An 18,442-nucleotide genomic window follows, 5' to 3' on the forward strand; every position below is an offset into this window, starting at 1 on the left:
CGCACGTCGGCCCAAGCGGCGCTGCGCGAGGCCTGCAGCACGGCCAACGGCAGCGCCACGCGCTGCAGCCCGTCGCCCGCGGCGGAAAGCGCCAGCGGCGCCGTGGCGGCGTAGCGGTTCAGGGCGTCGTCCGTCGGCTGCGACCGAGACGGCAGCGGCGCGGCCAGCACCCCAGCCAGCGCGGCCAGCGTGGCCACCACCAGGCGTTTGGGACGTCCCAAACCTCGCCCGCGCGCGGGCAGGAGCGGGGCCGGCGACCCGCGCAGGGCCATGGTCCAGCGCCGGCTCACGTGGACGCCTCCCGCCGCGCTGCGCCCGCGGACGGCGGCAGCGGCGACACGTAGCCGATGACCAGCATCAGCGCGCCCACGCCCAGGAAGGACACGATGCGCTGCAGTGCGCTGGTGTGGCCCAGGTCCACCAGCATGAGCTTGCCCACGGTCAGCGCCAGCAGCGCCGCGCCCAACAGCCACACCGGGCGGGCGAGCGCCGCACCGAAGCGCCGCGTGGCCAGGAACATGGCGGCCAGCGCGCACAGCGTCCAGGCGATGGTCAGCGTGGTCTGCACCAGGCCGCTGCCCAAGGTGCCATCGGCCCACAGCGGCGTGCCGGCCCACTGGTGGAGCGTGCGCACCAGCAGGCTGTTGAGCCACCAAAAAGCCAGCAGTCCTGCCGCGACGAGCACGCCGCGCGGCAGCGCCCAGCCGCTCCAGCGCGACACCCATGCCCGGCGCAGCCGCAGCGCGTACAGCAGCATCAGCACATGGCCCAGGTCCACGGGGTTGAGCAGCGGCACGTAGGGCAGCGGCGCCATGTCGCCGTCGGCAAAGGCATTGGCCAGCAGGCTCCACAGCGCCATGAGCGCCAGCCAGGGCGCGGCCCAGCCGCGCAGCCAGGCGGCGGGATGGACGGCCACGGGCCAGCGCCCGCGCCGCAGCGCACCCAGCGCGGCCCACGCCAGGGCCGTTGGACCGGCGAGCACGGCGGCGGCCGTCCAGTTCTCGTGGCGCGGGGCCAGGGCCGTCATGGCGGCGTGGCTCCACAGCGCGGCGGCGATGAGCGCGGTCCAGGCGACGAGCAAATGCTCGGCGCGCAGGCTGCGGCGCCAGCGGCCGGGGGCAGGGTCGTGGTCCAGCCGGTGCAGCACCCAGGCGGCGGCGGACATCCAGGCCAGCAGCGCCAGCGTGCCCGCCGGCCACCACCAGTGCCAGGGGTCGCCGAAGTCCCATTGCGACGCCGACAGCCCAAGCAGCGCAAACGGCGGCGCCACGCCCAGCACCGCGCGCGCGGCCACGGACAGCTCCGGCCAGCGCAGGCGGCGGTGCAGCGCCTCGAACGGCAGGGCCAGCGCGGCCAGGGCGATGAGCGTGAGCTGCGGCAGGTCCGGCCAGCGCCAGGGCGCGCGTGCCGCCTCCTGCAGCACGCCGGCCACCAGGTGCAGCACGGCCAGGCCCAGCAGCGCGGCGTGCGTGGCGTACAGGCCGCCCGGCGTGACGCGCAGCGCCAGGCCCAGGCGCGGCACGCCGTCCACCGGCCAGGCAACGGCTTGGGGCGCGGCCTGCTGGAGCTGCCGCGCGGTGAAGAGCAGCGCGGCGCCTATGACCGCCACGCCCAGGAAGACCGGGTTGGCGAAGGTCCAGGCCGTGGCGGCCTGCGGCTGCGACCAGAAGGACAGCAGCGACAGCGCCTGCAGCGCCACGCCCAGCGCCAGGGCCCAGCCGCGGTGCTGGCGCAGCGCGATCCAGGCGATGCCCGCCCCCTGCAGCGCCCAAGTGAAGCCGGTCCAGCGCGCGTCCAGCGCCAGTGGTGCCACCAGCGCCAGGAAGGTGAGGCCCAGCGCGAGTAAACCTTCGGTGACCAGGCGCAGCCGCTCGCCCAGGCGCCGCCACAGCCAGGTGCCCAGCAGCACGTACACGCCGGCCAGCGCCGCCGCCGAAGCGGCCAGCGCCAGCGGTTCGCCCTGGAGCATGCCGGCCTGCAGGCCGAAGGCGGCCAGCGGCATGCCGAACAGCAGCCCGGCGTCGGCATAGGCGGCGCGCGGCGCGGCGCCGTCCGCGGGTGGCGCCGACAGGCGCAGCGCGTACTGCACCGCGATCCACAGGTACAGCGCCACGTGGGCGGCCAGGAAGAGCTCCGTGCTCCAAAACAGCTCCGGCCGCCAGGACTTCAGCCCCCAGCCCAGGCCGATGCCGAAGGTGAAGCCCAGGCCCACGAGGTTGAGCAGCTTCCACGCCTTGTGCCGCGCGATGAAGGCGATGCCCAGGTTCAGCAGCAGGTAGTAGCTGAAGAGGGCGACGTGGCTGCCCTCGCCGGTGCTGGTGAGCACGGGGGCGAGGAAGCCGCCCGTGCTGCCCAGCACGGCCAGGGGCAGCGCGTCCTGCCGCAGCGCCAGCAGGGCCGCGAAGGCGCCCAAAGCGGCCAGCAGCGCGAAGGCCAGCACAGGCGGGACGAGCTCGTAAAGGCGCAGCGCCGCGAACAGCGTCAGGTACAGCACGCCCACGCCCGCGCCCTGCAGCGACAGCCCGTAGCCCCGCCGCTTCCCGCGCAAGCGCCAGCCCAGCAGGACGAGCGCGACGGCCGCCACGGCCACGCCGGCCAGGCGCAGCTCCACGGGCACCAGCGCGTGCTCGGCCGCGTAGCGCAACAGGAAGGCCACGCCCAGGAACAGGATCAACACGGCCAGCCGCACGATGGTGTTGCCGCCCGCCACCCAGGCCTTGAGCGTGTCGCCCAGGGAGCTGGTCACGAAGGGGCTGCGCTCGTCGCGCTCCGCTGCCGTGGCGGGCGAAGGCGGGGCGTCCAGCGCCGTGGAGGCGAAGGCCACTTCAACCGCCATCACGGGCGCGGCGGCAACGGGTTCGAGCGCGGGCTCGCGCGGCGGGGCGCTTGCGGCGGGCCTGGCAGGCCGTGCGGGCGGGACTGGCGGCGCGTCGGCCGGGAGCGCTTCCTCGTCCAGGCTGGGGGACGGCGCGGTAGCGGTGACGGCCTCAGGCGCCATGGCCGGGGGGGCGTCGCGCAGGGCCTGCAGCGCCTGGCGCAGTTGCCGCACTTCGCTCTCCAGCCGCTGCTGGCGCTGCAGCAGCCACAGGCCCAAGGCGGCCAGCAGCCCAATGGCCGCGGGCGGGCCCAAGGAAGCCGACGCGGCGGCACCCGCCAGCACCACCAGCAACAGCCACAACGCGCTCTTCATCCAGGGGCCCCCGCTTCGCGTGGAAAGCGGGCAGTCTGCCCGGTGCAGGGGATGGCGGCGAGAGGGATTTATGGCCCGGGAGCGGGCCCCCGAGGAGGGTGGCGGCTCAGGTCACGGCAGAGCGGGTTTGAAAACGCGCCTCGCGCCAGGTCTCGTTTTGCAGCACGTCGCGCAGCGCCTCCACCGCCTCCCACACGTCCACGAAGCGCGTGTACAGCGGCGTGAAGCCGAAGCGCAGGATGCCGGGCTCGCGGTAGTCGCCGATCACGCCGGCGGCGATGAGGGCCTGCATCACCGCGTAGCCCTGCGGATGGCGCCAGCTCACCTGGCTGCCGCGGCGCGCGTGCTCGCGCGGCGTGACCAGCTCCAGCGGGAAGCCCGCGCAGCGCTCCTCCACCAGGGCGATGAACAGGTCCGTCAGCGCCAGCGACTTCGTGCGTAGGCAAGCCATGTCCGTGCGCTCGAACACGTCCAGCCCGCACGCCACCAGCGACTGCGAGACGATGGCCTGCGTGCCGCAAAGAAAGCGGCCGACGCCCGGGTCCGGCCGGTACTGGGGCTCCATGGCAAAGGGCTCGGCGTGGCCCCACCAGCCGGAAAGCGGCGTCTCGAACACGGCTTGCCAGCGCGGGGCGACCCACAGGAAGGCCGGCGAGCCCGGGCCGCCGTTCAGGTACTTGTAGGTGCAGCCCACGGCCGCGTCGGCGTCGGCGCCGCGCAGATCCACGGGCAGGGCGCCCGCGCTGTGCGCCAGGTCCCACAGCGCCAGGGCGCCGTGCCCGTGCGCCAGCGCGGTGAGGGCCGCCATGTCGTGCAGTGCGCCCGTGCGGTAGTCCACCTGGGTGAGCATGAGCACGGCCACGTCGTCGGCCAGCGCCGCGGGGATGTCCTCGGCGCGGTCCACCAGGCGCAGCTCGTGGCCCTGCTGCAGCAGCTTGGCCAGGCCCTGGGCGATGTGCAGGTCGGTGGGGAAGTTGCCGCGCTCGCAGACGATGGCCCGCCGCCGCGGCTGCCGTGCGTGCTGGTGCGCCAGCATCGCGGCCAGCAGCTTGAACAGGTTCACCGACGTGGTGTCCGTCACCAGCACCTCGCCGGGGCCCGCGCCAATGAGCGGCGCCAGGCGGTCGCCCAAGCGGCGCGGCAGCGTGAACCAGCCCGCATCGTTCCAGCTGCGGATCAGCCCCTGGCCCCATTCCTGCACCACCACCTGCGCCGCGCGTTCGGCCGCGGCCTTGGGCCGCGGGCCCAGCGAATTGCCGTCGAGATAAACCACGCCGGGCGGCAAGTCGAAGGCTTCACGCAGGCCGGCGAGCGGGTCGCGGGCATCCAGTTGCAGGCAATCGTCGCGGGTGGGCATGGCGGTCGCTCCTGGGGGCGTCAAGTTTGGGGCGGCCACTGTACCTGCGCGCAACGTTTGCGCTTCCCGCCGCGGGATGATCCGCAGGCGGGAGGGCAGGGGCCCCCCTCTAAGATCAACCAGGGATTCGCGCCCTCGCCCGGCGCCACATGGATGTCGAACGAACCCCAACAACCGGGCTTCAACGCCCGCCTGCTGCACCGCTTCAAGGCCATTGCGGCCCCCTACTGGACCTCGGAGGAACGCTGGCGCGCCGCGGCCATGCTGGCCGTGCTCATGGCGCTGCTGCTGGCGCAAACCGGTTTTGCCGTGGCCTTCAACCACGAGACCGGCGAATTCACCTCGGCGCTGGCCGCGCGCGACGCCGACCGCTTCTGGAGCGCCATCACCCGCTTCCTGCAGTGGCTGGCCTTCGCGGTGCCCATCTACGCGCTCTATTACTTCGTCCGCGACACGCTGGGCCTGCGCTGGCGGCGCTGGATGACCACGTATTTCCTCGGCCACTACCTGGGCCACCGCGCCTACTACAAGCTCAACGCCGTCTCGGGGCTGGACAACCCGGACCAGCGCATTGCCGAGGACATCAACAGCCTGACCTCGCAGTCGCTGTACTTCTCCATGATCGTGCTGGGCTCCGTGATCCAGCTCGTGGCCTTCACCAGCGTGCTGTGGAACATCTCGCGGCTGCTGGTGGTGGTGCTCATCGGCTACGCCATCTTCGCCACCTTCTTCACCGCGGCGGTGTTCGGCAAGCGGCTGATCCCGCTGAACTTCGCGCAGCTGCAGCGCGAGGCGGACTTCCGCTTCAACCTCGTGCGCGTGCGCGAGAACGCCGAGCCCATCGCCTTCTACGAGGGCGAGCCGCGCGAGATGACGGCCCTGCAGCGCGTCTTCGACTTCGCCTACCGCAACTACCAGAAGGTGCTGCGCTGGCAGTTGAAGCTGAACCTGTTCCAGTACGCGCACAGCTTCCTCACGCTGGCGCTGCCCAGCATCGTGGTGGCGCCGGACGTGCTCAACGGCACGCTGGAGGTGGGCGCCGCCGTGCAGGCGGCCGGCGCCTTCTCGGCCATCCTGAGCGCGCTCACCGTGGTGGTGGAGCACTTCGAGGGCTTGAGCCGCTTTGGCGCCGGCATCGAGCGGCTTTACGGTTTCCAGCAGGTCTTGCACGAGCAGTCGCGGCCCCCGTCGGAGCGCGAGGCGGGCGTGGAGCACGTGCGGCTCGTCCACGGCGCGGAGCTGGCGGTGCAGGGGGTGAGCGTGCTCACGCCGCAGCGCGAGCAGGTGCTCATCAACCACGTGAGCTTCACCGTGCAGCCGCACCAGGGGTTGCTGATCGTGGGCCCAAGCGGCTCCGGCAAGAGCTCGCTGCTGCGGGTGATGGCGGGGCTGTGGAACACGGGCCATGGCCAGGTGGTGCGCCCGGCCGGGGCGGACATGCTCTTCCTGCCCCAGCGCCCCTACCTGCCCCCGGGCGACCTGCGCACACAAATGCTTTATCCGCACGTGGACCGCGAGATCAGCGACGAGGAGCTGCTGCAGTGGCTGCAGCGCGTGAACCTGCCCACGCTGGCCGACCGCGTGGGCGGCCTCGCGGCCGAGCGCGACTGGGGAAAGCTGCTGTCGGTGGGCGAGCAGCAGCGCCTGGCCTTTGCGCGCGCCCTGGTGGCGCGGCCGCGCTACGCGCTGCTGGACGAATCCACCAGCGCGCTGGACGCGGCCAACGAGGAGCTGCTCTATGCGCAACTGGAGGAGCTCTCCATCACGCCGGTGAGCATCAGCCACCGCCCGGCGCTGCAGAAATACCACCGCCAGGTGCTGGAGCTGCAGGGGGAGGGGCGGTGGAAATTGCTGCCGGCGGACGGCTACCACTGGGTTTGACGGCGGGTTGCCGCAGCGGTAATTCTTCACGAATTGCCGTAAATAATTATTTCCTGTCCGAATATTTGCCTGGAAAAAGAGAAACACGAAGGTCGAAAAATTGCGGCAGCCTTATCGTTGCGGGTGAATCCGACCACTCCCGACACCGTGGCTGCCCGCGATGAATGATTTTTCCTTGAGAGAGTTTTGTTTCCAGGACGCTGCACGGATCAACGCCCTGGCACTTGAAGCTTTTCAACAATACGAAGGCGCTTACCAGGACTGGCCGTTATTCCAGTCCAAAATCGCCAACATGGCCGCACTGGCGCAGACCGGTGAAATCGTGCTGGCTGAACTGGATGGAAGAATTCTCGGCGCCGTTGCCTATGTGGGTCCCGGTGCCACCAAGGCGGATTTCTTCAAGCCGCACTGGCCCATCATGCGCATGCTGGTCGTGGCGCCGGGTGCACGGGGGCGGGGTATTGGGCGAGCCTTGGCGCGGGCATGCCTGCAGCGGGCCGAGCGGGACGGTGCGACGGAATTTGCGCTGCACACCAGCAAGATCATGGATGTCGCGCTGCCCATGTACGAGCGCATGGGTTTCCAATGGGTGTCGCGAACGCCGGATATTCACGGCGTAGAGTATGGTGTTTACGTCAAGAAAATTCAAAAATCAGCTGGCATCTGAAGTGTAATTTCAATAAAAAATCATGGACCAACTCAGCTTCCCCATGGATTTCGCGCCGGTGGAAGGTGTGGCCAGAAAACCGCTGGCCAACGCTGGAAGACCGACCCGCTACTGGATAGGCGTGGCCTCGCGCGAGCATGTGGCCTTGGGCCAAGCCGGCGGCTTTTGCCAGCTCTGCCATGGCAAGGCGCAGCCGCTCAAGCGCATGTCGGTGGGTGACTGGATCATTTACTACTCGCCCAAGGAGGTGATGGACGAGTCCACGCCCTGCCAGAAATTCACGGCGATTGGGCGGGTGGTGGGCGCCGAAGTTTATTCGTTTGAAATGTTCCCCGGCTTCGTGCCGTTCCGGCGGGACATTGATTTCCTGCAGGCGGCGCAGGCACCCATACGCCCCATGCTGCACAAGCTGTCGTTTATCCAGGATAAAAGCCGCTGGGGCTACAGCTTCAGGTTTGGGCACCTGGAAATACCGAGGCACGATTTCGAGATCATCGCGTCAGCCATGCTGGGTTATATTCCTCAAGGCTTTTTGGCGTACGGCATGGCACCAGAATGAAAAGCCAGCGGCAAATGATATCAACCTTCAACTTTTCCACTTCGATGAAAAATTGCCTGTTCGTCCTGTGCGCGGCTTTCCTAGCTGCTTTGCCTGCCCATGCGCTGGATTGCAAGAATGCGATGAACACGATGGATATGAATGATTGCGCAGCCATCGAGCAGAAAGCAGTGGAAGTGCGTTTGAACGAGGTTTATCAACGCGTGATGAAGGAATTGGATAAGCCGGACGAGGAGCTTGAAAAATACTCTGACGTCAGAAAGAAATTGCTGGAAGCGCAGCGTGCATGGATCAGGTTCAGGCAGTCGGATTGTGATGCGCAATATGCTTATTATATGGACGGTTCCATGCGGAATCTCGTGTACCTGGGGTGCATGCGAAGCAGTGCGGAAAGACGCATCAAGGAGCTGGAGGAATATTTGCCCCGGTGAGGGTTGATGTGATGATTTGCTTTTCCCATGAGTGCTTTAAATAAGATGTTTTTGCCGGCAGCATTGCTTTTGCTGTTGACGTTGTTAGCCCTTTCCGGCTGGCATCCCTACGACCGCACGACCTGGCTGCTGGAAATATTCCCAATAGTCATCGCGCTGCCCCTGCTGGCGGCCACCCACGGGAAATTTCCGCTCACCCCGCTGCTGTACGCCTGCATATTCGCGCACGCCTGCGTGCTCATGTTGGGTGGCACCTATTCCTATGCGCGTGTGCCACTGGGTTTCTGGATGGCGGACCTGTTCGGCTGGCACCGCAATCCCTACGACAAAATAGGCCACTTTTTCCAGGGCTTGGTGCCGGCACTGGCGGCTCGGGAAATTCTCATCCGCGGCAGCCAGGTGCGCGGGCGAGCCATGCTGAATTTCGTCGTGGTTTGCATCGTCCTGGCGGTGAGTGCCAGCTATGAATTGATCGAATGGGCCGCGGCCCTGGCATTGGGGCAGGGTGCCGATGAATTCCTGGGCACCCAGGGCGATCCGTGGGATACCCAGTCGGACATGTTCATGGCGCTGGTGGGCTCGGTCACGGCGCTGCTGCTGTTTTCACGGCTGCAGGACGGGCAGATTCGAAAACTCCAGGGACCGGCTTGAACATCACGATGGAAACGGCCGCACCGGCCTGGGCCAAGAGCTGCTGGGCGAGGCCATCGCCCAGGCCCGCGCGCGGGGCTGCCGGCGCATCACGCTGCTCACCGACGAGGTCAACGCGGACGCGCAATGCTTCTACAAGCGCCAGGGTTCCAGCATCTCGCCCATGCGGGCCATGCGACTGGTGCTGTAAACCCGCGCTGTAAACCGCCGATGTCAGGGGAATGCCGGTGCGTGGTCTGTAGACTGCCGCCACCCCTTCGCACCGCCGCTTGACAAGCCCCCCCTGCACATGCCGCGTTCCGCCCTGTTGTTCCTGCACCTGTTGGGTGCCGTCACGTGGGTGGGCGGCATGTTCTTCGCCTATTTCTGCCTGCGCCCGGCCGCGGCCGAGCTGCTGGAGCCGCCGCAGCGTTTGAAACTCTGGGTGGGCGTGTTCTCGCGCTTCCTGCCCGTGGTGGCGGGGCTGGTGCTCATCCTCCTGGCCACGGGCTTCAGCCTCATGGCGCAGACCGGCTTCAAGAACGCGCCCATCGGCTGGCACGTGATGCAGGGGCTGGGCATCACGATGGCGGTGGTGTTCGCCTACCTCTACGGCGTGCTGTTCCCGCGGCTGCGCCGCCACAGCGCCGCCGCCGAGTGGCCGGCCGCGGCACAGGCGCTCAACGGCATACGGCAACTGGTGGCGTTCAACCTGACGCTGGGCGTGGTCACCGTGGCCGCGGCCGTGGCGGGCCGCTGAGGGCCGGCGCATGTTCACCGTCGCCACGGCGCCCGCGGTGCGAAAGATGTTCGACTTCATGGAGCAGATCGCTCCGTGCTTCGAATCGGCCGGCTTCCACGTGGAGGGCGTTTTCCACAAGCGCTGGTCCGAGGGCGACTACGGCATGTATCTGCTGCGCCGCCGCCAGCCGGTGCTGTATTTGGGCCTGTGGTCCGAGCTGTGGCGCGACCGCGGACATTCCCTGTGCATCGGCGTGCACCGGGACAAATGGGCGCCGGCCGTGGTGGCGCGCTTCCAGCGCCGCTTTCCCGACTGCGAGCCCTATCCGCCCAAGGACCCGCAACCCTTTCTGGTGCGCGGCGTGGACAACACGCTGCTGGCCGGCGACGCGGTCAAGGACGTCTCCAGCTGGCTGCTGCGCGGCTATTTGCGCGAGCTGGCCGACGCCAAGTTTTGAAGCTGCGGGCGCCACAGCCCCATGAAGGATTGGGAAAGCCGCGGTGTGGCGAGCCGCGCCGTGCACGCCATTCGCGCGCCTTTGCGGCCGCCCTTGCTCAGGCCTGAAGCGGCCGCAGCTCGCCGCCGAACACCACCTGCCGGCAGGCGTTGAAACCCAGCGTGGCGCAGAGCTGCGCGGGGCGCTCCACGTCCCACAGCGCGAAGTCGGCGGCCTTTCCCGGCTCCAGGCTGCCGGTTTCATGCGCCAGGCCCAGGGCCGCCGCAGCGTGGCGGGTGGCGCCGGCCAGCGCTTCCACAGGCGTGAGGCCCAGCAGCAGGCAGCCCAGGTTGAGCGCGGCCAGAACGGAGGGCATGGGCGAGGTGCCCGGATTGCAGTCGCTGGCCAGTGCCATGGGAACGCCCGCGGCCCGCAGCTCCGCAACGGGCGGCCGCTCCTTGACTTGCAGGAAATGCACGGCGCCGGGCAGCAGCACGGCCACGCAGTCGGCGCGGCGCAGCGCGTCTATGCCGGCGTCGGAAATTTCTTCCAGGTGATCGGCGGAGAGGCCGCCAAAGCGCGCGACCAACTCGGCGCCGCCCAAGTCGGAAAGCTGACCGGCGTGCAGCTTCACGGGCAGGTGCAGGCGCTGCGCCGCCTCGAACAGCCGCTGCACCTGCGCCGTTGAAAAGGCGATGTGCTCGCAAAACGCGTCCACCGCGTCCACCAGGTTGTCAGCCGCCAGCGCGGGCAGCATGTCGTCGCAGAGCAGGGTGATGTAGTCGTCGGCTCGGCCGGCGAATTCCGGCGGCACGGCGTGGGCGCCCAGGAACGTGGTCCGGACCCGCAGCGGCAACTCGCGGCCCAGGCGGCGGGCCACGCGCAGCATGCGGGCCTCGCTGTGAGGCTCCAGGCCGTAGCCGGACTTCACTTCCAGCGTGGTCACGCCCTCGCGCAGGAGGTTGCGCACGCGCGGCAGGCTTTGCGCGAACAGGGCGTCCTCACTGGCGGCGCGCGTGGTGCGCACGGTGCTGAGAATGCCGCCGCCGCGGCGCGCGATGGCTTCGTAGCTCTCGCCCTGCAGGCGCAGCTCGAATTCCTCGCTGCGCTGGCCGGCGTGGACGACGTGGGTGTGGCAGTCGATGAAGCCCGGCAGCAGCCAGCCGCCGCCGCCGTCGTGCACGCGCTTGGCCGCGGCGTCGGCGGGCAGCGCCGCGCGCGGGCCCAGCCAGGCGATACGGCCATCGCGCACGGCCAGCGCGCCGTCGCACACGGTGGCGGCGGGGTCGGCGGCCGTCAGCGGCATGAGCCGGACGTTGAGCCAGAGCGCGTCCCAGTGGGAAGCCGTGGCGGTGGGGTCGGGGGCGGCGGCGGTGCTCATGGCGGTGGGCCTCAGTCGTGCCACAGCGCCGCCAGCGGCTGCGCCAAGGTGCGGGTGATGGCGCCTTGCAGCAGCAGGGCGCGGGCGGCTTCGATGTCGGGGGCCAGCAGCCGGTCGCGGTCGTAGTGCGTGACGGCACCGCGCAGCAGCGCGTGCAGCCCCTGCAGCGGCTCGGAGGTGGCCAGCGGCGCGTGGAAATCCACGCCCTGCGCGGCGGTGAGCCACTCGATGGCGACGATGGTGGCGGTGTTGAGCGCCATCTCCTGCAGCCGCCGCGCGGCGAAGGTCGCCATGCTGACGTGGTCCTCCTGGTTGGCGGAGGTGGGCAGGCTGTCCACGCTGGCCGGGTGCGCGAGCGACTTGTTCTCGGAGGCCAGGGCCGCGGCGGTGACGTGGGCGATCATGAACCCCGAGTTCAGCCCCGCGTCGCGCACCAGGAAGGGGGGCAGCCCGGAGAGGTTGGCGTCTATGAGCAGCGCGATGCGCCGCTCGGCCAGCGCGCCGGTCTCGGCCACGGCCAGGGCGATCTGGTCGGCCGCGAAGGCCACCGGCTCGGCGTGGAAGTTGCCGCCTGAGAGGGCGTGGCCGTCGAACAGCAGCGGGTTGTCGGTGACGGCGTTGGCCTCGATGTGCAGCGTGCGCGCGGCCTGCAGCAGCAGGTCGCGGCAGGCGCCCAGCACCTGGGGCTGGCAGCGCAGGCTGTAGGGGTCCTGCACGCGCTCGTCGTGGACGAGGTGCGAGCGCCGGATCTCGCTGCCCGCCAGCAGCGCGCGGTAGGCGCGCGCCAGCGCCATCTGGCCCGGCTGGCCGCGCACGGCGTGGATGCGCTCGTCGAAAGGCGCGTCGCTGCCGCGCGCGGCGTCCACCGAGAGCGCGCCCACGGCGGTGGAGGCTTCCAGCACCCGCTGCGCCATGAACAGGCCGTGCAGCGCCAGCGCCGTCGACACCTGCGTGCCGTTGATCAGTGCCAGCCCTTCCTTGGGCGCGAGCTCCAGGGGCCGCAAGCCCGCCTCGCGCAGCGCCTGCATGGCCGGGCGGCGCACGCCGTCCACGCGCACGTCGCCCTCGCCCATGAGCGCCAGGGTCATGTGCGCCAGCGGCGCGAGGTCGCCGCTGGCGCCGACCGACCCTTTGGCCGGGATGCAGGGGCTGATGCCGGCGTTCAGCAGCGCCAGCAGCGACTCGATCACGAGGGGGCGCACGCCCGACCAGCCGCGCGCGAGGGAGGCGGCCTTGGTGGCGAGGACGAGGCGGACCACGGCGTCCGGTAAATCGTCGCCCGTGCCCACGGCGTGCGACAGGATGAGATTTCGCTGCAGTTGCGCGAGCTGTTCGTCCGGGATGTGGGTGTGGGCCAGCTTGCCGAAGCCGGTGTTGATGCCGTAGGCGGGCTCGCCGCGCGCCAGCAGTGCCGCGACGGCATCGGCCGAGGCGCGCACGGGCGCCCAGGCGCCGTCGGCGAGTGCCACGGCGGCGGGCGCGGTCCACAGCCGGTGCCAGGTGGACAGCGGCACGCAGCCCGGCTCCAGCGTCAGGTGGGAGGTGGTGAGGTCGCTCAATGCGGGCCTTTCGTCGCGTTGGGGGCGGGTGAGGGCGCTCAGCGCTGCATGGGCAGCTTCAGGCCGTGGCGGCGGGCGCAGTCCTGGGCGGCGGGGTAGCCGGCGTCGGCATGGCGCATGACGCCGCTGCCGCAGTCGTTGACCAGCACGCGCGCTAGGCGCCGCGCGGCGGCCTCGGTGCCGTCGGCCACGATCACCATGCCCGCGTGCTGCGAGTAGCCCATGCCGACGCCGCCGCCGTGGTGCAGCGACACCCAGGTGGCGCCGCCGGCGGTGTTGAGCAGCGCGTTGAGCAGCGGCCAGTCGGAGACGGCGTCGCTGCCGTCGCGCATACCCTCCGTCTCGCGGTTTGGGCTGGCCACGGAGCCGGTGTCCAGGTGGTCGCGGCCGATGACGACGGGCGCCTTCAGCTCGCCGCGGGCCACCATCTCGTTGAAGGCCAGGCCCGCGCGGTCGCGCTCGCCCAGGCCCAGCCAGCAGATGCGCGCGGGCAGGCCCTGGAAGGCGATGCGCTCGCCGGCCAGCGACAGCCAGCGCTGCAGCCCGGCGTTTTCGGGAAAGAGCTCGCGCACCTTGGCGTCGGTGCGGCGTATGTCCTCGGGGTCGCCGGAGAGCGCCACCCAGCGGAAGGGGCCCTTGCCCTCGCAGAACAGCGGGCGGATGTAGGCCGGGACGAAGCCGGGGATGTCGAAGGCGCGCTCCACGCCCGCGTCCAGGGCGACCTGGCGGATGTTGTTGCCGTAATCGATGGCGGGCACGCCCAGCTCGCGCAGCGCCAGCAGCGCCGTCACGTGGCGGGCGCAGGCGGCGGCGGCTTGGGCGCGCACGTCGGCGTGGCGGGCGGGGTCGGCCTGCGCGGCTTCCCAATCCGGCACGCTCCAGCCCTGGGGCAGGTAGCCGTGCAGCAGGTCGTGGGCGGAGGTCTGGTCCGTCACCAGGTCCGGCTTCATGCCGCCGGCGCGGGCCTGCTCGGCGATGCGGGGCAGCACGTCCGCGGCGTTGCCCAGCAGGCCTATGGAGACGGCCTCGCCGCGCGCGGTGTGGTGGCGGATGAGGGCCAGGGCCTCGTCCAGGTCGCGGGCCTGCTGGTCGAGGTAGCGGGTGCGCAGCCGCGCGGCGATGCGCTCGGGCCGGCACTCCACCAGGAGCGAGCAGGCGCCCGCGAGGCTGGCCGCCAGCGGCTGCGCGCCGCCCATGCCGCCCAGGCCGGCGGAAAGAATCCAGCGCCCGCGCGCGTCGCCGCCCCAGTGCTGGCGCGCGGCCTCCATGAAGGTTTCGTAGGTGCCCTGCACGATGCCCTGGCTGCCGATGTAGATCCAGGAGCCGGCCGTCATCTGGCCGAACATGAACAGGCCGCGCCGGTCCAGCTCCTCGAACTGCTCCCAGGTGGCCCAGCGCGGCACGAGGTTACTGTTGGCGATGAGCACGCGCGGCGCGTCCGGGTGCGTCCTGAACACGCCCACGGGCTTGCCGGACTGCACCAGCAGCGATTCGTCGTCGCCCAATTCGCGCAGCGAGGCCAGGAGCTGGTCGAAGCAGGGCCAGTCGCGCGCGGCACGGCCCATGCCGCCGTAGACCACCAGGCGCTGCGGGTCCTCGGCGACCTCGGGGTCCAGGTTGTTCTGCAGCAGCCGGTAGGCGGCCTCGGTCTGCCAGCTTCGGCAGCTCAGGTGCGTGCCGCGCGGGGCGCGGACGACGCGGTCGGGGTCGAAACGGAGGCTGGCGGGCATGGCGCGCTCCCTGCGAGGGGTGAGGCGCCGCCGCCCAAGGGTGGCCGCCCGGGGCGGGCGGCCGGTGATGCGGCGGGCGCGAGGCTTGTCAGGGTAGCCCCGTGGCGCGCCGCCGCCAGAGGCGAACTACGGAGTCTGCAGCGGGATGCTCAGGCGCACCTGCCAGAAGTCCACGGCCGGGTTGGGCGAGGCCAGGCCGCCGTTGGAGAAGTGTTGAAAGCGCAACGACACTTCCGTGCCGCCGCTGCTGCGCCAGCCGGCGCCCAGGTGGTCGCCGAAGGTGAAGTTGCTGCCCACGCGCTTGTTCACGGTGTGAAAGCGCGGCGAAACGACGTTGACGCCAATGCCGCCCTCGACGAAGAAGCCGCCGGGCTGGCCGCTGCTCCACCAGCGCAGCACGGGCGTATAGCCGAGCTGGGTGAAGTTTTTGTGGCCCTCGTCCACCTCGGCACGCCAGCGTCCGATGGCGACGTCGTGGTAGCCGCTGAGCAGCCCGCTGCCCAGGGGGCGCGACCAGGACCAATCCCAGTTCAGGCCCAGCGTGACGGCGCGGGTGTCGGTCTGCTCGCCGTATTGGACGAAGGCGCGGTCCGGCGTCCAGGGCGAGTCCGACGGGGCGGCCAGCGCGGCAAGCGGGCACAACGCGAGCGCGGCCAAGAGATGGCGCATTCTTTTCTCCTGAAAACTCTTTTCGGTTGAGGCGGCAACGGGCTGCCCATGCCCCCGAAAGATAGCTCAAGACGCGGCCCGCCTCCGGTGTGCCCCGGGCGGGCCGCCGCGCGCGGGGCGCGTTCAGTCCAGCAGCTCGATGTCCTGGCTTTCCAGGAAGCGCTGCCAGTCGGCGCGCGGCAGGGCGGTGCTGCCGCGGTAGTCGCCGTCGTGCCAGCTCAAGGTCACGTCCTGGTCGCCCTCCTCGTACTCGACCAGGCCGGGGCGTATGGGCAGCGCGGGGCCGTCGCCCTCGCGGTATTCGACTTGCCCGGTGATGCGTGCGGATTTGCTCATGGTGACTCCTTGCCGAAGGGAAAGCGCAGTCTGCTGCAAGCGCGATGTCCTTGCGGCGCGGTGGCCCAGGCGCGGCCCGGGGCCTGGTCAGTCGAAGTCGGCGTCCAGCACCACGCGGTAGCGGGCGCGACCGGCGCGCAGGTGGGCCAGCGCCTCGTTGACGCCGCTCATGGGAAAGCGCTCGACCAGCGCTTCCACGCGGTGGCGCGCGGCGAAGTCCAGCATGGCCTCGATGTCGCCGCGCGAGCCCGTGGGCGAGCCGGAGATGCACTTGGCGCCGCCGATGAGCGAGAAAGCCGACGCGGCAATGGGCTGCGGTACCGCGCCCACCACGTGCAGCCGCCCGCGCGGCGCCAGCGTGGCCAGCAGCGCCTCCCAGTCCAGCGCGGCGTTGGCGGTGTAGAGGATGAGGTCCAGCCGCCCGGCCAGGGCCGCCAGATCGTCAGGGTCGCCGGCGTCGGCCACGTGGTGGGCGCCCAAGCGGCGCGCCTCCGTGTGCTTGGACTCGCTGGAGGTGAAGGCCGTCACCTCGCAGCCCCAGGCACGCGCGAACTGCAGCGCCAGGTGCCCAAGCCCGCCTATGCCCACCACGCCCACGCGCGCTGTGGGCGGTATGCCCAGGTCGCGCAGGGGCGCGAACACCGTGATTCCGCCGCACAGCAGCGGCCCGGCGCTGGCCGCATCCAGCGCCGCGGGCAGCGGCACCACCCAGGCCCAGTGCGCGCGCACGCGCTCGGCAAAGGCCCCCGGGCGGCCGACGATGGTGGGCTGCGCCTTGGGGCACAGCTGCTGGTCGCCACCCAGGCACCAGCGGCAGTGCATGCAGCTCGACGCCGTCCAGCCTAGGCCCACGCGCTGGCCGATCTCCAGGCCCAGCGCCTCCTCACCCAACGCGACGACACGGCCTATGGCCTCGTGGCCGGGCACCAGCGGCCACTGCGCCTGGCCCCATTCGTCGTCCAGCATGGACAGGTCCGAGTGGCAAAGGCCGCAGTGCTCCACCGCGATCTCCACCTCCTGCGGCGCCAGCGGGCCCGGGTCGAAGCTCCAGCGCTGCAGCGGCTGTCCGGCCGCGTGCGCGGCCCAGGCGGAAATCATGGTCATGGCGGTTCGTTGCGGCGAGGGCAGGGATGCTCCGCACGGCAAGGGCCGTTCCCAAGATCGTTGAGACCGAATTACGAACTAACAACCAAGCGTTTGCGCTTCTTGGTCTCGTTGAGGAAAGGTTGTTTCAGGGCTGCAAAGGGCTTGATCTGCCGGGCTGGGCTATTGAAAGGAGGAATAGGTAGAAGTAAGTGATGTTTGAAGTCGTCCCCATTGCTCCCAAACGAACACGTGGCCTTTCAACAGTTGTTTGCAGTTAAACCGCAGGTTGTTAGTTCAAAGAGAAAGGGAGATTGCACTTGTTGGAAAGCAGCGACGCAAATCAATCGCGCCAAGCGTGCATGCTTGCCGTGTTTTAGGCTGTGATGCGTATCCAACGTGTTGCAACCCCTTGACAATGGAACCGCACTGGACGCCGCGCTCATGACCACCAAGGACACGACGACACGCATCAAGGACGACGGCTTGCGCTATGCCAGCAAGGTGTCGGGTTCACCGTTCAGCGGACGCGGCCAGACGCGCTCGTGCTTCAAGTGCGGCCAGCATCGCTCGGCCGACCAGTTGCAGAGCCAGCGCATCCTGGGTCGCGTGCAGATGGTGTGCAAGCCATCGTGCAAGGCGCTGGCGCTGGGCCCGCGGCTGACGGCCGGCGAGGCGGTGGAGGCCGATGGCCCGCCCGCCATCGCGCTGCCCGGCGCAGCGGCCTGATGCGCTGAAGCGGCTGACGCTTTCAGCCGCCGCCTCGCGGGCCGCGCAGCGCCCGCCCGGCATCGCCCCGGATGGATTCCGGCTCAGGCGAGGCAGCGTCTTCTTCGTTGCGTTTTCTTTGGCTCATGGCGCGGCGGCGTTCGCCACCACGCAGCGCACCGCGTCGCCCACACGCAGCCGCCCGCCGCGCAGCACGCGGGCCGTGACGCCGCCGTGGCCGCGCATGGCGGCATAGCCGCCGGGGCCCAGCGCTTCTTCCATGCGCGAGCAGGGCTCGCAGGGACCGGTGATTTCCAGCTCCACCTCGTCGCCCAGCCACAGCCGCAAGGGCACGGCCGGCAGCGGGCTGCGCGCGGCCAGCAGGTTCAACCCGGAAACGACCAGATTGCGCCGCAGCAGCGACGCCGGCAGCGCCGGGCGTCCAAGCAGCGCGGCCAGCACCGGCAGGTGCTCGGCCTGGATCAGCGTGACCTGCCGGCGCCCGCCGCCGCGTCCCGCGGCGCTGCGGTCGCCCTGCAGCCCGCGGCCGTCCATGGCGACGGCTTCAGCGACGCCCACCGCCGCCGTCCCGCGCGCCGTGCGCAGCCAGATCTCTTCCAGCCGCCCCGGGGCGGGCACGCGAGCGACGAGCTCGCGCAGCAGCATCGTCAGGCCTGCGGCGCCTCGTTGCCACCGTCGGCGGCGGGCGCGGCCGGAGCTTCCGGCGCGGGCGCTTCAGCCGGCGCATCGGCCTTGGGGCTCGCGCCCTGGCCGGCAACGGCGGCGTCGCGGCGACCGCCCTCGCGCGGCGCGCGCTCGTCGCGGCGCGGCGGCGGGCTCATGCGCTCGCGCGCTTCCTGGCGGGCCAGGGCCAGTTGCTCTTCCAGCGCCGCGGGCTTGATGCCCTTGAGCACACAGAAGTTGGCCGGCGACAGCGTGGTGCGCTCGAAATCGCGCAGCAGTTGGGCGCGCTCGCGGCGGACCGGATCGGTCTCGCGGATGGGCGCCTCGGCCTCGCGGCGCGGCGCGTCGAAGCGCTCACCACGGGCGTGCTGCGGCGCGCCTTCGGCACGGCGCTGCTGC

At 70.4% G+C, this 18,442-nt stretch carries 19 protein-coding genes and 1 pseudogene; 9 read left to right on the forward strand and 11 right to left on the reverse strand.

The features are described from left to right. From SM757_RS32925 to kynU, 3 genes are all read right to left on the reverse strand, one after another. Window positions 1-290 (reverse strand): hypothetical protein (locus SM757_RS32925; RefSeq protein WP_322468565.1); only part of this gene is annotated, 290 nt, incomplete at its 3' end. Next, the gene (locus SM757_RS32930; protein ID WP_322468566.1) at window positions 287-3,190 is read right to left on the reverse strand and encodes a DUF2339 domain-containing protein; all 2,904 of its coding nucleotides are present in this window, start codon (window positions 3,188-3,190) and stop codon (window positions 287-289) included. The genes SM757_RS32925 and SM757_RS32930, both read right to left, overlap by 4 nt. Window positions 3,191-3,296: 106 nt before the next feature. Next, entirely contained in the window at window positions 3,297-4,547 is a 1,251-nt protein-coding gene (gene kynU / locus SM757_RS32935; RefSeq protein WP_322468567.1) for a kynureninase, read from the reverse strand. 153 nt (window positions 4,548-4,700) lie between these two features. Between kynU and SM757_RS32940 the strand changes: the two genes are divergently transcribed. The 8 genes from SM757_RS32940 (at window position 4,701) to SM757_RS32970 (ending at window position 9,914) form a co-directional block, all read left to right on the forward strand. Then, complete coding sequence (locus SM757_RS32940; protein ID WP_322468568.1) at window positions 4,701-6,428, forward strand: ABC transporter ATP-binding protein/permease; 1,728 nt, start codon at window positions 4,701-4,703, stop codon at window positions 6,426-6,428. A 160-nt stretch (window positions 6,429-6,588) separates the two neighbouring features. After that, complete coding sequence (locus tag SM757_RS32945; RefSeq protein ID WP_322468569.1) at window positions 6,589-7,095, forward strand: GNAT family N-acetyltransferase; 507 nt, start codon at window positions 6,589-6,591, stop codon at window positions 7,093-7,095. A 43-nt stretch (window positions 7,096-7,138) separates the two neighbouring features. After that, complete coding sequence (locus SM757_RS32950; protein ID WP_322468570.1) at window positions 7,139-7,654, forward strand: EVE domain-containing protein; 516 nt, start codon at window positions 7,139-7,141, stop codon at window positions 7,652-7,654. After that, window positions 7,651-8,085, forward strand: a complete 435-nt coding sequence (locus tag SM757_RS32955; RefSeq protein WP_322468571.1) for a lysozyme inhibitor LprI family protein — start codon at window positions 7,651-7,653, stop codon at window positions 8,083-8,085. The genes SM757_RS32950 and SM757_RS32955 overlap by 4 nt, the downstream gene beginning before the upstream one ends. A 27-nt stretch (window positions 8,086-8,112) precedes the next feature. Next, window positions 8,113-8,736, forward strand: coding sequence for a DUF2238 domain-containing protein (locus tag SM757_RS32960; protein ID WP_322468572.1), 624 nt, complete (start codon window positions 8,113-8,115; stop codon window positions 8,734-8,736). Window positions 8,737-8,764: 28 nt separating this feature from the next. Further along, the gene (locus SM757_RS35640; protein ID WP_407655820.1) at window positions 8,765-8,926 is read left to right on the forward strand and encodes a GNAT family N-acetyltransferase; all 162 of its coding nucleotides are present in this window, start codon (window positions 8,765-8,767) and stop codon (window positions 8,924-8,926) included. Window positions 8,927-9,025: 99 nt separating this feature from the next. Next, the gene (locus SM757_RS32965) at window positions 9,026-9,475 is read left to right on the forward strand and encodes a CopD family protein (RefSeq protein ID WP_322468573.1); all 450 of its coding nucleotides are present in this window, start codon (window positions 9,026-9,028) and stop codon (window positions 9,473-9,475) included. A gap of 10 nt (window positions 9,476-9,485) precedes the next feature. Next, window positions 9,486-9,914, forward strand: coding sequence for a hypothetical protein (locus tag SM757_RS32970; RefSeq protein ID WP_066331456.1), 429 nt, complete (start codon window positions 9,486-9,488; stop codon window positions 9,912-9,914). Between the two features lie 97 nt (window positions 9,915-10,011). On the opposite strand, the gene hutI is transcribed toward SM757_RS32970, so the two are convergent. From hutI to ahr, 6 genes are all read right to left on the reverse strand, one after another. Then, window positions 10,012-11,274 carry an imidazolonepropionase gene (gene hutI / locus SM757_RS32975; RefSeq protein ID WP_322468574.1) on the reverse strand — a complete coding sequence of 421 codons (1,263 nt, stop codon included), beginning with the start codon at window positions 11,272-11,274 and terminating at the stop codon, window positions 10,012-10,014. A gap of 11 nt (window positions 11,275-11,285) precedes the next feature. Next, on the reverse strand, window positions 11,286-12,833 hold the full coding sequence (hutH, locus tag SM757_RS32980) for a histidine ammonia-lyase (RefSeq protein WP_322468575.1): 1,548 nt from the start codon (window positions 12,831-12,833) through the stop codon (window positions 11,286-11,288). Between the two features lie 38 nt (window positions 12,834-12,871). Further along, window positions 12,872-14,563: a urocanate hydratase gene (hutU, locus tag SM757_RS32985; protein WP_322468576.1), complete on the reverse strand. Its 1,692-nt coding sequence runs from the start codon at window positions 14,561-14,563 to the stop codon at window positions 12,872-12,874. 126 nt (window positions 14,564-14,689) lie between these two features. Continuing rightward, window positions 14,690-15,232 (reverse strand): acyloxyacyl hydrolase, encoded by a 543-nt coding sequence (locus SM757_RS32990; protein WP_322468577.1) that lies wholly within the window; start codon window positions 15,230-15,232, stop codon window positions 14,690-14,692. A 123-nt stretch (window positions 15,233-15,355) separates the two neighbouring features. After that, the gene (locus SM757_RS32995) at window positions 15,356-15,568 is read right to left on the reverse strand and encodes a hypothetical protein (protein ID WP_066331448.1); all 213 of its coding nucleotides are present in this window, start codon (window positions 15,566-15,568) and stop codon (window positions 15,356-15,358) included. An 87-nt stretch (window positions 15,569-15,655) separates the two neighbouring features. Continuing rightward, a complete protein-coding gene (ahr, locus tag SM757_RS33000) occupies window positions 15,656-16,672 on the reverse strand; it encodes an NADPH-dependent aldehyde reductase Ahr (protein ID WP_066331444.1) in 1,017 nt (338 codons plus the stop codon). A 423-nt stretch (window positions 16,673-17,095) separates the two neighbouring features. Here ahr and SM757_RS33005 point away from each other — a divergent pair, with 423 nt between their 5' ends. After that, window positions 17,096-17,380, forward strand: coding sequence for a hypothetical protein (locus SM757_RS33005; RefSeq protein WP_238455667.1), 285 nt, complete (start codon window positions 17,096-17,098; stop codon window positions 17,378-17,380). 123 nt (window positions 17,381-17,503) lie between these two features. Here the strand turns inward: SM757_RS33005 and SM757_RS33010 are convergent, their stop codons facing one another. Continuing rightward, the gene (locus SM757_RS33010; protein ID WP_322468578.1) at window positions 17,504-18,025 is read right to left on the reverse strand and encodes an MOSC domain-containing protein; all 522 of its coding nucleotides are present in this window, start codon (window positions 18,023-18,025) and stop codon (window positions 17,504-17,506) included. 2 nt (window positions 18,026-18,027) lie between these two features. Beyond that, a pseudogene (locus tag SM757_RS33015) lies at window positions 18,028-18,442 on the reverse strand (ProQ/FinO family protein); the annotation flags it as partial.

Source organism: Azohydromonas lata (assembly GCF_034427735.1).
Classification (GTDB): domain Bacteria; phylum Pseudomonadota; class Gammaproteobacteria; order Burkholderiales; family Burkholderiaceae_C; genus Azohydromonas; species Azohydromonas lata.

Excerpts from the sequence above, each read along its gene's own strand:
- kynU (WP_322468567.1), bottom strand. The coding sequence starts at position 4,547 with ATGCCCACCCGCGACGATTGCCTGCAACTGGATGCCCGCGACCCGCTC.
- SM757_RS33010 (WP_322468578.1), bottom strand. The coding sequence starts at position 18,025 with ATGCTGCTGCGCGAGCTCGTCGCTCGCGTGCCCGCCCCGGGGCGGCTG.
- SM757_RS32990 (WP_322468577.1), bottom strand. The coding sequence starts at position 15,232 with ATGCGCCATCTCTTGGCCGCGCTCGCGTTGTGCCCGCTTGCCGCGCTG.
- hutI (WP_322468574.1), bottom strand. The coding sequence starts at position 11,274 with ATGAGCACCGCCGCCGCCCCCGACCCCACCGCCACGGCTTCCCACTGG.
- SM757_RS32965 (WP_322468573.1), top strand. The coding sequence starts at position 9,026 with ATGCCGCGTTCCGCCCTGTTGTTCCTGCACCTGTTGGGTGCCGTCACG.
- SM757_RS32955 (WP_322468571.1), top strand. The coding sequence starts at position 7,651 with ATGAAAAGCCAGCGGCAAATGATATCAACCTTCAACTTTTCCACTTCG.
- SM757_RS32945 (WP_322468569.1), top strand. The coding sequence starts at position 6,589 with ATGAATGATTTTTCCTTGAGAGAGTTTTGTTTCCAGGACGCTGCACGG.
- ahr (WP_066331444.1), bottom strand. The coding sequence starts at position 16,672 with ATGACCATGATTTCCGCCTGGGCCGCGCACGCGGCCGGACAGCCGCTG.
- SM757_RS32960 (WP_322468572.1), top strand. The coding sequence starts at position 8,113 with ATGAGTGCTTTAAATAAGATGTTTTTGCCGGCAGCATTGCTTTTGCTG.
- hutU (WP_322468576.1), bottom strand. The coding sequence starts at position 14,563 with ATGCCCGCCAGCCTCCGTTTCGACCCCGACCGCGTCGTCCGCGCCCCG.
- SM757_RS32995 (WP_066331448.1), bottom strand. The coding sequence starts at position 15,568 with ATGAGCAAATCCGCACGCATCACCGGGCAAGTCGAATACCGCGAGGGC.
- SM757_RS32940 (WP_322468568.1), top strand. The coding sequence starts at position 4,701 with ATGTCGAACGAACCCCAACAACCGGGCTTCAACGCCCGCCTGCTGCAC.
- SM757_RS32930 (WP_322468566.1), bottom strand. The coding sequence starts at position 3,190 with ATGAAGAGCGCGTTGTGGCTGTTGCTGGTGGTGCTGGCGGGTGCCGCC.
- SM757_RS32970 (WP_066331456.1), top strand. The coding sequence starts at position 9,486 with ATGTTCACCGTCGCCACGGCGCCCGCGGTGCGAAAGATGTTCGACTTC.
- SM757_RS32950 (WP_322468570.1), top strand. The coding sequence starts at position 7,139 with ATGGATTTCGCGCCGGTGGAAGGTGTGGCCAGAAAACCGCTGGCCAAC.
- SM757_RS33005 (WP_238455667.1), top strand. The coding sequence starts at position 17,096 with ATGACCACCAAGGACACGACGACACGCATCAAGGACGACGGCTTGCGC.